The organism is Yaniella soli, from assembly GCF_054782375.1.
This window is the reverse complement of sequence record NZ_BAAGSP010000003.1, coordinates 19,433-33,485: the sequence shown is the minus strand read 5'-3', so window position 1 is coordinate 33,485 and position 14,053 is coordinate 19,433. Positions and strand designations below refer to the sequence as shown.

Here is a 14,053-nt window from a genome sequence, read left to right as displayed (position 1 = left end):
GTTGCAACACAGTGATTCCAACGTCATCCTTTTATTGGAGCGGCAGGATCCACACCTGCGGGGCTCAACCTACAATTCACCGCTATGTTTCAGTGCCCGCACGGGGCTGAGAGAACTCGAAGGAGACCACAATGGCTAATGTCACCAACGTCAGTGAACTTGAGCGTCTGAAGACCCTCCACAACGGCAATAAACTTCCACTCACGTTTTCTGACGCGGAGTTCGAACGTCGTTTGGGTGGGCTCCGTGCCATCATGAACGACAAAAGCCTGGATGCTGTCATACTCACGAGCTATCAGGGCATCAAATATTACTCGGACTTTTTGTTCACCTACTTTGGCCGTTCTTACGCGCTCGTGGTCACACAGAAAGAATCCATTTCGGTGACCGCCAATATTGATGCGGGCATGCCGTGGCGTACAAGTTATGGCGACAATATTGTCTACACAGACTGGAAGCGCGATAACTTTTACCATGGCCTGCAGGAAGCTCTGAACCGTCAAGGGATCAAAGCCCAGCGTATTGGCGTCGAAGACGATACCGTGCCCACACTGCAACGCCAGGCCATTCAGGACACGTTCCCTTCCGTCGAATTGGTTGATGTCTCCCAGGCTGCGATGCGCCAGCGCATGATCAAATCTGCCGAAGAGATCGAAGTTATCAAACATGGTGCCCGCATTGGTGACATCGGTGGCGAAGCCATTCACGCGGCCATCCGCGAAGGCATCACCGAATACGAGGTTGCGCTGATCGGCCAAGAAGCCATGGTGCATGAGATTGCCAAGACCTTCCCGGACCAGGAAGTTCGTGACACCTGGGTGTGGTTCCAGTCGGGCATTAACACCGACGGTGCACACAACTGGGCGACTACTCGCAAACTACAGCGCGGTGACCTGCTGTCCATGAACTGCTTCCCCATGACGTCCGGTTACTACACTGCCTTGGAACGCACCATGACCTTGGGACAGCCCGATGACCGTACCCTGGAACTGTGGAAAGCCAACGTTGAAGTCCATGAGGCCGGCATCGAACTCATCAAACCCGGCGCGGTCTGTAAAGACATCGCCCATGAGCTCAATGACATCTTCATCGGTCACGGGCTGCTGCCGAACCGCACCTTTGGTTACGGACACTCCTTCGGCGTGCTATCCCACTACTACGGTCGCGAAGCCGGTCTGGAGCTGCGCGAAGATATCGACACTGTTCTGGAGCCTGGCATGGTTGTGTCCATGGAACCCATGATCACCATCATGGACGGCGAGCCAGGTGCTGGTGGCTACCGTGAACACGACATCCTGGTGGTTGGTGAAGACGGCGCCGAGAACATCACCAAGTTCCCCTACGGTCCCGAACACAACATCATCGACGCCTAACTATATGAAGGAGAGTCCCCCAAGCAGTGCTGTTGCTTGGGGGACTCTTGGCTCTGTGCTATCCGTGAGTACTCGGTGTAATCGGCATTCCAGCCGGTTTAAACGCGCCAGTCTGGAGCAGCTGCCAGGAGCTCTTGGGAATATGGGTGTGCAGGCCGATTGATGATTTGGTCGGCGGACCCGGTCTCGACGAGCTGACCTTGGTGCATCACGGCGATATGGTCCGACATGTGTTCGACGACCGCCAGATCGTGGGTGATGAACAGATAGCTGGTACCGGTGTCGAGTTGCAACCGATCGAGCAGATCCAGCACGGTGGCTTGCACCGAGACATCGAGTGCGGAAACCGGCTCATCAAGAATCAGCACTTCGGGGGCCGGTGCCAGAGCGCGGGCAATTGCCAGTCGTTGCCGTTGGCCACCCGAGAGCTCCATGGGGTGTCGGGTGAGCACCGTGCTGTCGAGCTCAACCATGTCTAAGAGTTCGGTGACCCGGTGGCGATATTGACGTGACCGAGACGTCTGACCGCGCGATAGTGCGTTTGTCAGAACCTGTGACACTGTGTACCGCGGATCAAACGATGCCAGGGGATCCTGGTAAATGGCGCCGATTTTTTCACGGAGATCGGCGCGGTCTGATTCTCTCGCGGGGGCAAAGTGCTTCCCAAAGATGCTGACCCTGCCGGCATCTGGGGGCGTGAGCCCAAGAATCATCCGGGCTGTGGTGGTCTTACCCGAGCCGGATTCACCGACCAGCCCCAGGGTCGTGCCCTTGGGGACGTTTAACGACACATCGTTGACGGCGGCGTGATCACCAAAGTTTTTGGAGAGTCCGGTGACCTCGACCGCGAGTTCGCCGGTGAGGTTGCGTGTGTCCTCGGCGGTGCTTAGATTGTGGAACGATGCAACATCGTCGGTACTTCGCGTCAGTGGCGCGAAGCGTGGCACACCACTGGGGATGGCGGCCAGCAGTTGCTGGGTATAGGCGTGGGTGGGGTTAGACAACATCGCATCGGTTGGTCCAGATTCCACGATTTCGCCGTGGCGCATCACGATGATGTCATCGGCCACCTGGGCGATTTGTGCCAGATCGTGAGAAATCATCGCTAATGCAATGCCTTGTGCGGCAAGGTCCGCAAGCTGATCCAACACCAGCCGCGTGAGTCGGGTGTCCAGGGCGGTGGTGGCTTCATCGGCGATCACGACGGCCGGGTTGGAGATCATGGCCTGGGCAATCAGTGCCCGTTGACGCATTCCGCCGGATAATTGTGGGCTCCGCTGATCTGCTCGAAGCGTGGGGTCCGGCATATCTACCTGTTCCAACGCCTCGATAGCGGCGTGCCTTCGTTGGTTTTTATTCAACGGTAACGAGTCAGCGATTTCGCGGTGAATCGGGCGGAGTGGATCCAGACTGTTCAGCGCATCCTGCAGAATCATGGCGACTTGGGAACCGCGGATCTCGCGCCACTGTTTGTCGGTCAGGTGCCGTGCGTCCGCGCCCAAAATATTGAGTGTATCCGCGGTGACCCGCCCGCCGGTCAGCCCCAACAGACTGCGAGCGGTCACAGATTTTCCTGACCCGGATTCACCCACGATGCCCAACACTCGGCCTGCAGTGAGCGTCAGCGATACATTTTTGACGGCCTCAATCGCGGTCTTTTTCGGCCCGGGAAAGGATACCGAGAGGTTCGTGATTTCAACAGCGGGTTGGGTCATGATGTACTCCGGGTTGCGGATCGGCCCAGCAGGGTGGCACCGGCGGCAATGGTCACGATAGCCAGACCGGGGAACACGGTCAGCCACCAGGCTAAGTGCAGATAGGTGCGCCCGTTGGCTAACATCGCACCCCATTCTGGTGCCGGTGGCGGGGTGCCCAGGCCAAGGAAAGACAGCGCAGAGGCCCAGATGACGGCTTGACCGATCCCTAAGGTAATCAGCGCCAACAACGTGGATAGGGTATTGGGTATCAGATGGTTACGCACCTTATGCCAGGTCGAATGGCCTAACACGGTGACTGCATCGAACATCTCAGAGTTCACCAGGGTGCGCAGATGCGTCCGAATGAGTCGTGAATACCCGGGCGCAGTCGACAGCCCGACAGCGATGATGGCGGGCATGGTACCGGGTCCGGTGAAGGCAATAATGATCAGTGCCATCAGCAGAGTCGGGATGGCGTAGAGCACTTCGAGCACACGCAACACAACCGAGTCGATCCAGCGCGGTGCAAATGCTGTGATGACACCCAGTACAATAGCAATACCCATGCCCAGCGCGGTGGCAGCCAGGCCGATGGTCAGTGAATCGCGGGTACCGTGGATGACGCGGGTGTACACGTCGCGGCCGGATTCATCGGTACCAAATGGGTGGTGTAACGATGGCGACTGGAAGGCCTCGGCAGGATTGACGGCCAGGGGATCACCCGGGGCTAACAAGGATGGAAACAGTCCGGCAATCACGACGACGCCGATAAAGAGTGCGGCAAGAATTTTCACGGTGCGTTTCATTGGTCATCACCCCGTGCAGCTGCGGGATTAATGATGGCTTCGACGGCCTCGACAATCAGCATGACCACCATGTAAATCAAAGCGGAAAACAACGCGATACCGGTAACCATCGGCATATCACGCGACAGCACCGCACCGAGCAAGGAGCGCCCCAAACCGGGGCGGGCAAAGACTTCTTCCACCACCACGGCACCAGAAATGGAGGTGGCAACGGCCCAACCGGTGAGGTTGAGCGCAGGCAGTGCCGCGTGGCGGAAGCCGTGCCGGAAAAAGACTTGACCTTCGGAGGCACCGCGGGCGCGCGCAGCCAGTGCGAACGGCGAGTTCACGGCCGTCATGAGGCTATCGCGCATGAGCTGGGCCAAAAAGCCGGACAGCGGTATGGCAAGGGTAAAGGCTGGCAGGATGATGCCTTGCACCGTACCGGTATCGACGGCGGGTAACCAGCCAAGCCAGGTGGAGAAGATGATGATCAACATGGCACCCAACCAGAAGTGGGGTACGGCTGCGGCGATCACTTCAATAATGGTGCCCATGACCTGGCCGATACGATTAGACCGCGCGGCAATCGCCGCCATGACAAACGCGATCAACCAGGCGAGTACCAAAGCAATCAGCGTCAGCTGCAGCGTGGCGGGCAGCATCTCCGCCATGATCTGGGCAACCGGGCGCTGCTGCGCATATGAGGTACCGAGATCACCGGTGATCAACTGTCCCAGATAGATCCCGTATTGCACCAGGATTGGTTCGTTGAGGTGGTACTGCTCGCGGGCTGTTTCGAGTGCTTCTGCTGAAGCCTGGGAGCCGGGTCCTCCCATAATGGCTTCGGCTGGGTCACCCGGAATCATCCGGATGGCAATAAAAATCACGGTGGCCACGAGCCACAGCAAAATCGCTGCGGCACCGACCCGGCGGGCCAACCAACTGACAATGTGCATAGGTTACTTACTGATCCAACCAGACGTTGTAGTACTTCGGTGCCGCAATGGCAGAGGTCTCACCCATGCCTTGGACATCGGAGGCATAGAGGAAGTGGTTCTGCTGGTCATAGAGTGGCAGCACATAGTAGTCCTCGAGGATGCGCTGCTGAGCTTGCTCATACAGCTCGGCACGTTCTTCCTCGTCGGTGGTTTCTTGTGCGTCCACGAGCATCTGGTCAACTTCGGGGATATCGACTTGCGCATTATTGGCAAAGTAACCAGAGGGCGCCGGTTCGATCGAATCGGAATGGTACAGGGTACGCAGTGTCGACGGTCCAACCTTCGTGTAGGGGGCCGAAACCAGATCGTAGTTGTGCTCGGCCAGATCCGCATACCAGCTGGACAGATCCAACAGGTTGATCTGCATATCAAAGCCGACCTCGGACGCTTGGGCCTGGAACTGTTCAAACAGCGACTGTTCGGCAGGTACCGACTGGTTCGTTGACACTGGCATCACGATCTCGAGGCGCTCGCCGTCTTTCATCCGAACGTTGTCATCATCGCGTTCGGTCCAGCCGGCTTCATCGAGGAGCTCATTGGCTTCGTCGGCGCCCTGAGTGAACAGTGATTCATCGGAATAGCCCAGTGGCTCAACCGAGGACAGTAGTGAGTATGAGCGTGGTGCGGTATCAAAGAACAGGGCCTCGATACCACCGTTGACGTCGACGGCACGCATGAATGCTTCACGTACCAGCTGATCATCGAATGGTGCCTGGGACGAGTTGAGTTCTACACGGTTGGACGCTCCCGGACGCGGTGCATCCAGGTGGCCGATGTTGGCATCTTCGGCCGATTGGATCGTATCTGGCTGAGCGTTGTCGATGACGTGGACTTCACCGGATTGCAGTGCCGCATAGCGGGTGGCTGCTTCCGGGATCATGCGCCAAGTAATGCCGTCGAGGTAGGCCACTTCCTCTGCGCGGTCGTTTTCAACCGGCTGGACGTAGTCTTCGTTGCGCACCAGGTTGATCTGCTGTTCGCGTTCCCAGGAATCCACCTTGAACGGACCTGTGCCCACGGGGTCTGCACAGTTTTCTTGGACATCACGAGCCAGGGCATCGGGTGATTGGATAGCCGTCCAATGCATGGACAGCGATTCTTCTATCGCGTTATCCGGTGCGGAAAGATGCAGGTCCGCGGTGAGCTCATCGACGATTTCGACTTCTTCAACTCGCTCCACAGCCAAAAACCCGGTCGATGAGGCTGTCTCTGGATCCTGGAGGTGCTCGATATTGGCTTTGATGGCCTCCGACGTGAGCTCGGTACCATCGTGGAACGTAATGCCGTCGGTCACGCTGATGGTGTGGGTCAGCCCATCGTCGGATACCTCAGAGGTCTCAGCCAACCAGGGGATGGTCTCGCCGTTTTCGTCTTTGGTAAACAGCGTTTCGAGGTACTGAGTTGCGATGAGCCCCTGCGGGTAGTTGCCGCCGTAGTGGGGATCCAGGCAATCGGGTTCGGCGTCACCGGATGCATACATGAGTGTGCCACCGGATTGTGGCTCACCGGCTGGTTCACCGTCTGCCGAGTCTGTGTTGCCACAGCCTGCGAGCACGAGGCCGCTGATTGCAGCAGTGACCAGGATCTTCAAATGTGAGGATGAGAATTTTGCCATAGCGAATACTCTACGGCTTCGTACCTGCAGGCGCCGTCCAAAAGGTCACATCGTCACAGACGTTCGATACCAACGAAACCTGCGCCCTGGATCACCGACGGCGCGTCATAAAGCTCGAGGAGAACGGGCTGAGCGTGCCGGGTAGGTTATGCAGGTTCAGTGGTTCGGCAGAAGCTTCCGAGGTGTTGTTCGGGCTGAAGCGATGCTCGTCCAGCAGTTCTGCCAACACTGCCGAGGCGGTCAGTAAGACAACGTTACGCCCCGGGCACAGACCCGGCCCGCCACTGAATGGTACCAGCGGCCAATCGGTGTCGTCGCGGTCTGTCAGCCACAGTTTCGGGGTGAACCGGTGGGCTTCGGCAAGCGTTTCGTCATCCCTATGAAAGAAAGGTGCAAAGACCACCATCGACGTGCCGGCTGCCAAGCTACCGCTGCGCCAGGTCGTGGACTCCGTGGTGTCGCGCAGAATGAGCGGGGTAGTGGGCCATAACCGAAGTGATTCGAGCATCGTGGCACGCAACAGCGGTACATCTGGGAAGTGCGTGACGGCTTCGTTACGGGCCGCCTCAGTAGTCACAGGATCGGCGGCTAGCAGACTGAGTGCACGGAATGCGGCCCAAGATGCCGCGTCGAAAGCAAAGAGCCACTGCGGGAGCTGTTGCTCGGGCACAGTGTTTTCGGTGGCTGGGGTCTGAGCAGCCATGGCGGCCAGACTGCCGGGTTCTGCGCGATTGAGGTAGGCGCGCACGCTGTTCAAAAAACGCTTGCGTTGCTTGCGATGCTTGGGCGCCAGATACGCTAGGTTGCCGCGCGCTCGCAGCTGGTTCAGATCGTTGGTCACCTGCTCATCATCGCGGGCCGCATTGCCCAGGGTGATGCGACGGACAATCCGTCACGACATTGTGCTGAAGGCCTCCCAATCGAGCGTACCGGTGAAATCCAGGTGGCCACGCAGCGCTTCAACTTCCTCGCGGATCGCTTGCGTCATCGTCTCCGCGTGCGAATGTATGGTCTTGCCAGATTCCAAGGCCCGTTCATTAAACGGTCTGCGCTCTCGACGTGCACTGGGCGAAGAGACCAACGCCCCTGCTGGTTGGAAATGGTTCAGTGCACCCCGCTTCTCCAAGGAAGCCGGGCTGAATGGCTCCGGTGTTTCGTTGAGTACGCGGTGTACATCATCCGGGTTGAGTAGCAGCGCCACTCGGCGGCCTGGGGTGAGACGCACTTGCACGGGACCGTCACCGTATTTTGCCCGTAGCCGTTTCATTTCATCCACACCGGCGGCATCCGCATCGAACCGCTCGGCCAGGTTCACAGCATTGGGGCGACGGATGATCGGTCCTTTGATCACCGGGGAAGCTAGCACGCGAGCCAACACCCGAGCGTGCTCGACGGCATTGAGCATAGGCACTACATGGTCATGGGCCTTCGAACGGTGCTGCATCATAGTTCCACGGTAGCCGGTGAGCTGCAGCGCAGATACCTTCGAGGCACGCGCTAACGTGTGGTTAGGGCTGCGCGGTCAGGTGGCGAAGTGCCTCGAGGTGCTGCTCATAGGCGCGGGATCCTAGCTCCGTCAGAGAAACCCAGGTTCGTGGGCGGCCCAGACCACCGGATGCACCCGGCTGTTGCTGCAGGTAACCGGCGTCTACGAGTCGTTTGATGTGTTTACTCAACGCCGAGTCACTCAGATCGGTGATCTGCTTCAACGTTTGCGACTCCACGGCGTTCGTGGCAGCGAGAACCGCACAGATTCGCAAACGCGGCAGTTCGTGAATTAGCGGGTCCAGGTGTGGGCCATCTTGGGAATCCGTCATGGCATAGGCTCCCGCAGCTCGGCGCGTAGCGTGCGGTCGTAGGCTCGTCCCAGGATGCTAATGAGTACTACAGCGATGATCGCCAGGATCCAAGGAGCCCAGTTCAACCCCAGGAGGCTGCCTAGCACGGGTGAAGTAATGAGAATTATGCCCACAACAATTGCTAGTAGTCGCAGTAAACGCCGACCTTTCGCCCGTCCGGTCACCGCATATTCTCCTATCAGATCCACGCCAGACAACCGCCGATATGTGAAGGCAAGACCAACCATGCCAAGAACCGGCAAAGTTCCGAGAAAGATGCCAACGGTGCCGAAGGTTTTCCCTAACAGGAGCGCCGTCAGCCCCACAAGGACGCCTAATGTCGGGTGGTACCACCACGGTGTGTAAATTTTGTCTGCTAATTCACTGCGGGCCCCGGCGACGGCGGAGTCGTTCGGTTTGAGATAGCCGACCGTGAACACGGACCGGAGCGTTTCCTAGACGCGCTAGCCGCAAACTACATGTCTTTCACCGGCTGCGCCGCTGAGGACGTAGACGCCGTAATCGTTGAAACCGAAAGCGGGTCGCATTCTGTGACGCGGGATCACTGCGGTTAGATACAAAGGTCGAAACGAGACAGGCGTAACGGGGGAAGCCTCGGAGGAAGATTTCTAGGCCAGCACTGTGGCGCATTGTAAATTTTAGGACCTTGAAAGATGTGGCGGTTGATGTCACGGTGGAGAGACTACTCAACTCACTCACATCGACCTCGTAACAGGATACAACCTATGAATACGACCCCTCGCACATCTCGGCTCCGGCCTCTAGCTATAGGTGGGGTTATTACAGTGACTCTAATGGCCGTTACCACTGTGTTTCTCTCGTCAGGCGTGATACAACCTGATGAAAAAGTACACGAGCTGTCTTTGGAATCGTCGCCGTCGGCAGAAGGTACGCCACTCATGGCGGACCCCCTCACCGAACGACTATTGAAGCATCAACGTTTAGACAGTGAGACTGAGGAATCCTTTGCCCCCATTCCTCCGGACCAAGATCCGCCACGAGAACGGTATGTGGAGTCCTTTACCGAAGAAGAAAATGCACTACTGAACTCCGATGAACCAACCCTTGTTGAAGTAGATTCCTTTACCGGCGACATCATCAGCGTTGAAAAGCGCGACCATTCTATCCCTGTGGCCTTCAGGTGATGAGTACGCGAATAGACTTCTCAGGTTTAGCGTATTGAGACTTCCTCTCAGGCGAGGTTCCTGAGAGGCCTGCAAAGGACTATGAAGGCCCGGACTTTTCCACAGGACTACAGGAGATTTTGATGACAGCATTTCCCAAGCGCCTCCTATGGTGGGGCGTTGCCTTGATGATTCTGGGTGCCCTGGCTCACATCGTCTCTACCAGTGCTGCTTTGCAGTCGTCTATAATTTCCGAGCCAGTAGGCAACTCGTGGTATTTTTGGGCGTTCTCCCCAACCTTGATCATTATTCAAAATGCCGCGTTTCCTTTAGGAGCGGCATTAATTGGGGCCTCACTGGTGATTCGATACCTCAAGCAATCACAATCGGCACTGCCTCAGCAACAAACCGAACGCGACGAACCCTATAACAACTGCTAGGACGCGACGTCGATACGGCACTTCGCTCCGCCGGGCGGGTCGTGCCATGAGAAATGTTTTGATCGGCCTTCGAACATGGGCCACGACCTTCTCAGATGAAGCCTGGCGAGCCGGTCATAGGGCAGGCATCATCTTCAGTTGGCTATTGGCTGCGGTAGCGGTTGTGTCATTCGGGATTGGCATATGGCTCATTCAGCGGGAGAATCCACCGACTGATCTTATCGTTTCGTTTTACACGCTAGGAACGTTAGTCACCACGCTCGTCGTGACTGGCCTTATGATTCTGTCCGCACATAAGGCGGCGAAAAAAGTCGCTGGTGAACAAGTATTGGCGGAGGAAGGCGATGAGATTGAGGCGTTCATCGCCGAACAGTATGAAAATGGCTGAAAACAGCACAGGAGGATCTGCCACAGTTGACCATGTCGCACTAGTCGCGTTGAGTCAGATCTAACGCTGATCTTGCAAGCTGGAAAAACAATGATTGTTCATCTGTGTTGATGCCAGCAGCGTCTTCGGTTGCGGCTTGAACTACGAGCACATAGCTTTCGCCAGACGAATCTTCTACGTACCAGCTACCTGCAAGGACCCCAGGGGAAGAACCACCTTTAAACCCTACGTAGTCCCACGAATGCTGCCCGATGCCAGGATTTTCACTGAGAATCTCACGTACCACGGCGTCGTCTTGTTCCTGCAGAGCGACGTGCACTTTTGCGATGTCGTGTGCCGAGGCAAACCATTCCACGCCGTCTGGCCAGAGCGGATCGCCGCCGACCGCAACATCATGTTGCCCGATCTCTTGATGTTGTAGCTCATCCAACAGCGCCCGTTGTTCTTCAGTGGAGCCTGTGGCCCACGATTCGAAGTATTCTGGCTCGCTCCAACCGATCTGAAATAGCTCTCGGGTTGTAAGAAATGGAAACATCATTTCCGGGTCGTGGTGACCTGCATGCTTCACCGCTGTTTCAACAGCGTCTCTACCGACTGCGTGGACCAGCATATCGGTCGCTGTGTTATCGCTGAGCTCAATCATTTTCGTTGCGGCCTCACGCACCGTCACCTCAGTACCATCGGGTTCATCCTGCAGTTCTCCCGAAGGCAGGCTTCGATTTTCTGCAGTCACTGTGAGGGCTGTATCCCAACTCAGGTCGCCCATTCCAATTGCATCGGATATTGCGAGAAGGACATACAGCTTAAACACGGAACCGAGCGGGGCTGGCTCGTCGGCGTTGCGATCCATCAGGGGAGCGGACGCATCGTCAGTAGATAAAATCAGTGCCCGAACCTGAGCAGGAAAATCACCAAAAGCTTCATTGAGTTCATCCAGTGACTCCGGTGCTCTTCAACCGTCGGAAGTGGTTTCACCAAAGAAGAGCCCAGTGATCATGCCATCAGCATCTAACGACAGGGTCATATCGACCGGTGCCGAAACGGGACTCGTCAGGGTTGTCACAGCTTGGCGGTCGCCCCCTTCATACCCGGTCACGGTGAAGGGCTGGGCGGGACGCACATTCTGATTCAAGAGCTCAACAAGTTCTTCGACGGGGACTTCGGCGGTAAAGCTGGAATGCAGGGCATCTTCCCATTCTTCAGCCGTAGTATCTGCGTCTGCGTTGAGTATCTCAACAATACGCTGAGTCTCTTGACCAACTGCAGTATCCTCGGGGATTTGGACGGCTTCATCGGCAGGAGCTTCCTGAGCGACGCTTGGTTCGTCAGAGGCTTCTGAGGGAGCATCTGACGACGAACATGAGGCCAAAGCAACGGCTGCGCTCGCGGCAAGCGCACTTATAAGCCCTGATCTGCAAAGTCGTTTCCTGAGTGTCAATGAATCCTCCTGCGGGGTGTGGTGTGAGTCTCTCAGCGGACGATACTACATGGCCAGCGTAGGGAGAAGTGGCACTTGACTTGCGTGGAAACAGGTCGTTCCACGAAAAGTCCAATACACAGAACGATCCTTCCAAGCCCAGCCGCTAGGCTGGCCGCATGCAGCAGTTCAATACGTTACCTGTGCGGCGACTTGAGGAGGATCCACGTGCTCCTCTGGAACGGAGCACGTGGCCTGCGACGCTTGCATCGGTCCAACAGATTTTAGATCACGGTCTAGATCTGGGTTCCATAACGATCTTTGTCGGCGACAACGGAACGGGAAAATCCACGATCGTTGAGGCACTGGCCCGCCGCTTTTGGTTTGAACCCCGAGGGTGGGACTCATTCTGCCGTGCACTCCACTCGGCCAACGGAGTCAGACCTCGTCAAGCATCTACAACTGGTGCGTGGGTTGGGAGCGTCGAAACGGGGTGTGTTCCTTCGGGCAGAAACCATGCACGGACACTTTAGCTATCTCGAAACTCTTGGTCCAAGCTCGCTGCACGACCAAAGCCACGGTGAAGCGTTCCTCGACTTTGTTTCCTCCCGTTCGGGTATTTCTGGTCTATGGGTCCTGGATGAACCGGAATCGGCGCTATCTTTTGCAGGGTGCCTAACACTAATCAATATGCTGCGAGCGCTAAAAACAGAAGGTTCGCAGATCGTGTTAGCGACACATTCTCCAATTCTGGCAGCACTTCCAGAAGCTGAACTGTACGAAGTGGGCGCGTGGGGTCTGCATCGATCCGCGTACGACGATCTTGAGGTCGTTCAGAACTGGCGGCTCTTTCTCAATGCGCCTGAACGGTACCTACGCCACCTCGAATGACGCGGTTCTTATACTGTGCTCGGTTTCGGCCGTGACGAAAAGGCCTTTGCAGGTTGTACCCCGGTGGGTATGCTTGCCGCATGGCAACTACAGACCTAACCCAAGAATCTTTTGAAAAAACTATCCAGGACAATGACATTGTGCTCGTAGACTGGTGGGCCGACTGGTGCGGCCCATGCAAGATGTTTGCACCGGTCTATGAGGAAGTCTCTCAGGAACACGATGACATCGTCTTCGGCAAAATTGATACCGAAGATCAGCAGCAGCTGGCCGCAGCAGCAGGTATTTCTTCGATTCCAACCCTGATGGCCTTCCGTGAAAACGTCCTGGTCTTTTCCCAGCCAGGCGCAATTAACCAGCAGCAGCTCGGCCAGCTCATTGAGCAGGTTCGTGGCCTCGACATGGAAGATGTGCACAAGCAGGTTGAAGAGGCTCGTGCGCAGTCCGAGCAGAGCGCCAACTAACGACCCCGAAAATCGGTGGCCGCCATGCGCGGCCCGAAACGCGAAAAGCGGATCCCCGAGGCATAGATCAGTCTGACGAGACGCTGCCGGTGACCGGACCAGGGCTCAAGGAGCTCTAACATCCCGTCATCATCGGTGCGTCGACCCGTCAGTGCTTCGCCGACGTGGTGAGCCAGGTGGAAATCTCCCACCGCCACCAAATCGGCGGCCCCGTGGGTCCGCTGAAGTGCTTCTGCGACTGTCCACGGACCAATCCCGTGCAAGCTATTGAGACCTTTTTCAATCGCATCGATTCGCTGACTCGACAGCCGGTTCAATGCAGAAGCGCGCGAGGCAACAGTCTTTAACGTGCGCGCTAAAAAGGGTTGTACCCACCCCGCATGCCACTGCCACGACTGAATCTGCATGACCGACTCGGGATGTGGCGCAAGTTTTGGTGCCGGCTCACCAGCAGGAGATTCCTCGCCAAACGTATCGGCCAACCATCGCCATGTCGCGCGTGCCTGCTGTTGCGTCACCTTTTGCTCCAACACCACAGTGAACAGCTCATCGAGTAATTGTCCGGTCGCCATCAGGCGCATGCCAGGGTTTCTTCTCCTGGCTTCGACCACCTGATGGGGGAGCAGATGCGCGGTGTCAGTTAACAGTGCATCAAAAGCAGCCCAACCTTCCAGCGCCTCGTCATCAACACCCAGCAAAACTGGCATGCGCTGCACCACCGCATCGATCGCATCGTGATCACCATGCGCCCAGACGTGATAGCGAATATCTGCCGGGACAACGACCGATGACGGGTGCGCAATTGCCACGGTCACAGGGCCTGTAGAAGCGGGACGGAAGGACAACCAGCTGACACCATTGCCACTGGCTGCCGTTGGATCACCGGCGCCGCGCACCAGAGGTGCCATATTGGCCGCAACATCCACGGGAACATGAGGTGTCAGCACAGCAGAATAATCTGGTTGCTGAGTAAACTTCATGGCGATTTATAACCTCTTT

17 protein-coding genes are annotated in these 14,053 nt (G+C 56.9%); 6 read left to right on the top strand and 11 right to left on the bottom strand.

What is annotated here, in order from left to right; genetic code table 11:
• Window positions 1–131 precede the first annotated feature (131 nt).
• The gene (locus tag ACYVJT_RS02135; protein WP_343958009.1) at window positions 132–1,373 is read left to right on the top strand and encodes an aminopeptidase P family protein; all 1,242 of its coding nucleotides are present in this window, start codon (window positions 132–134) and stop codon (window positions 1,371–1,373) included.
• A 98-nt stretch (window positions 1,374–1,471) separates the two neighbouring features.
• Here the strand turns inward: ACYVJT_RS02135 and ACYVJT_RS02130 are convergent, their stop codons facing one another.
• The 8 genes from ACYVJT_RS02130 to ACYVJT_RS02095 form a co-directional block, all read right to left on the bottom strand.
• On the bottom strand, window positions 1,472–3,088 hold the full coding sequence (locus ACYVJT_RS02130) for an ATP-binding cassette domain-containing protein (RefSeq protein ID WP_343958007.1): 1,617 nt from the start codon (window positions 3,086–3,088) through the stop codon (window positions 1,472–1,474).
• Window positions 3,085–3,876 carry an ABC transporter permease gene (locus tag ACYVJT_RS02125; RefSeq protein WP_343958005.1) on the bottom strand — a complete coding sequence of 264 codons (792 nt, stop codon included), beginning with the start codon at window positions 3,874–3,876 and terminating at the stop codon, window positions 3,085–3,087. The genes ACYVJT_RS02130 and ACYVJT_RS02125 overlap by 4 nt, the downstream gene beginning before the upstream one ends.
• Window positions 3,873–4,814: an ABC transporter permease gene (locus ACYVJT_RS02120; protein WP_343958003.1), complete on the bottom strand. Its 942-nt coding sequence runs from the start codon at window positions 4,812–4,814 to the stop codon at window positions 3,873–3,875. The genes ACYVJT_RS02125 and ACYVJT_RS02120 overlap by 4 nt, the downstream gene beginning before the upstream one ends.
• Before the next feature lie 7 nt (window positions 4,815–4,821).
• A complete protein-coding gene (locus ACYVJT_RS02115) occupies window positions 4,822–6,471 on the bottom strand; it encodes an ABC transporter substrate-binding protein (protein WP_343958001.1) in 1,650 nt (549 codons plus the stop codon).
• 91 nt (window positions 6,472–6,562) lie between these two features.
• On the bottom strand, window positions 6,563–7,312 hold the full coding sequence (locus ACYVJT_RS02110; RefSeq protein WP_343957999.1) for a cytochrome P450: 750 nt from the start codon (window positions 7,310–7,312) through the stop codon (window positions 6,563–6,565).
• A gap of 51 nt (window positions 7,313–7,363) precedes the next feature.
• The gene (locus ACYVJT_RS02105; RefSeq protein ID WP_343957997.1) at window positions 7,364–7,918 is read right to left on the bottom strand and encodes a cytochrome P450 family protein; all 555 of its coding nucleotides are present in this window, start codon (window positions 7,916–7,918) and stop codon (window positions 7,364–7,366) included.
• 61 nt (window positions 7,919–7,979) lie between these two features.
• Window positions 7,980–8,288, bottom strand: coding sequence for a transcriptional regulator (locus ACYVJT_RS02100; RefSeq protein ID WP_343957995.1), 309 nt, complete (start codon window positions 8,286–8,288; stop codon window positions 7,980–7,982).
• Window positions 8,285–8,749: a hypothetical protein gene (locus tag ACYVJT_RS02095; protein ID WP_343957993.1), complete on the bottom strand. Its 465-nt coding sequence runs from the start codon at window positions 8,747–8,749 to the stop codon at window positions 8,285–8,287. Before ACYVJT_RS02095 ends, ACYVJT_RS02100 begins: the two co-directional genes overlap by 4 nt.
• Window positions 8,750–9,124: 375 nt before the next feature.
• Here ACYVJT_RS02095 and ACYVJT_RS02090 point away from each other — a divergent pair, with 375 nt between their 5' ends.
• The 3 genes from ACYVJT_RS02090 to ACYVJT_RS02080 all read left to right on the top strand — a co-directional run bounded on the left by ACYVJT_RS02090 (window position 9,125) and on the right by ACYVJT_RS02080 (window position 10,282).
• Window positions 9,125–9,475: a hypothetical protein gene (locus tag ACYVJT_RS02090; RefSeq protein WP_343957991.1), complete on the top strand. Its 351-nt coding sequence runs from the start codon at window positions 9,125–9,127 to the stop codon at window positions 9,473–9,475.
• A 122-nt stretch (window positions 9,476–9,597) separates the two neighbouring features.
• Window positions 9,598–9,894 (top strand): hypothetical protein, encoded by a 297-nt coding sequence (locus tag ACYVJT_RS02085; protein WP_343957989.1) that lies wholly within the window; start codon window positions 9,598–9,600, stop codon window positions 9,892–9,894.
• Between the two features lie 46 nt (window positions 9,895–9,940).
• Window positions 9,941–10,282, top strand: a complete 342-nt coding sequence (locus ACYVJT_RS02080) for an SdpI family protein (RefSeq protein WP_343957987.1) — start codon at window positions 9,941–9,943, stop codon at window positions 10,280–10,282.
• Between the two features lie 40 nt (window positions 10,283–10,322).
• Here ACYVJT_RS02080 and ACYVJT_RS02075 read toward each other — a convergent pair whose 3' ends face one another.
• Complete coding sequence (locus ACYVJT_RS02075) at window positions 10,323–11,219, bottom strand: serine hydrolase (RefSeq protein WP_499418077.1); 897 nt, start codon at window positions 11,217–11,219, stop codon at window positions 10,323–10,325.
• Between the two features lie 15 nt (window positions 11,220–11,234).
• Window positions 11,235–11,720, bottom strand: a complete 486-nt coding sequence (locus ACYVJT_RS02070; protein ID WP_343957985.1) for a Cpe/LpqF family protein — start codon at window positions 11,718–11,720, stop codon at window positions 11,235–11,237.
• Window positions 11,721–12,113: 393 nt separating this feature from the next.
• Between ACYVJT_RS02070 and ACYVJT_RS02065 the strand changes: the two genes are divergently transcribed.
• Window positions 12,114–12,590: an AAA family ATPase gene (locus ACYVJT_RS02065; protein WP_343957982.1), complete on the top strand. Its 477-nt coding sequence runs from the start codon at window positions 12,114–12,116 to the stop codon at window positions 12,588–12,590.
• Between the two features lie 80 nt (window positions 12,591–12,670).
• On the top strand, window positions 12,671–13,054 hold the full coding sequence (gene trxA, locus ACYVJT_RS02060) for a thioredoxin (RefSeq protein WP_343957980.1): 384 nt from the start codon (window positions 12,671–12,673) through the stop codon (window positions 13,052–13,054).
• Here the strand turns inward: trxA and ACYVJT_RS02055 are convergent.
• Entirely contained in the window at window positions 13,051–14,034 is a 984-nt protein-coding gene (locus tag ACYVJT_RS02055; protein ID WP_343957978.1) for a DNA-3-methyladenine glycosylase family protein, read from the bottom strand. The two genes, trxA and ACYVJT_RS02055, sit on opposite strands and share 4 nt — an antisense overlap.
• Between the last annotated feature and the right edge of the window lie 19 nt (window positions 14,035–14,053).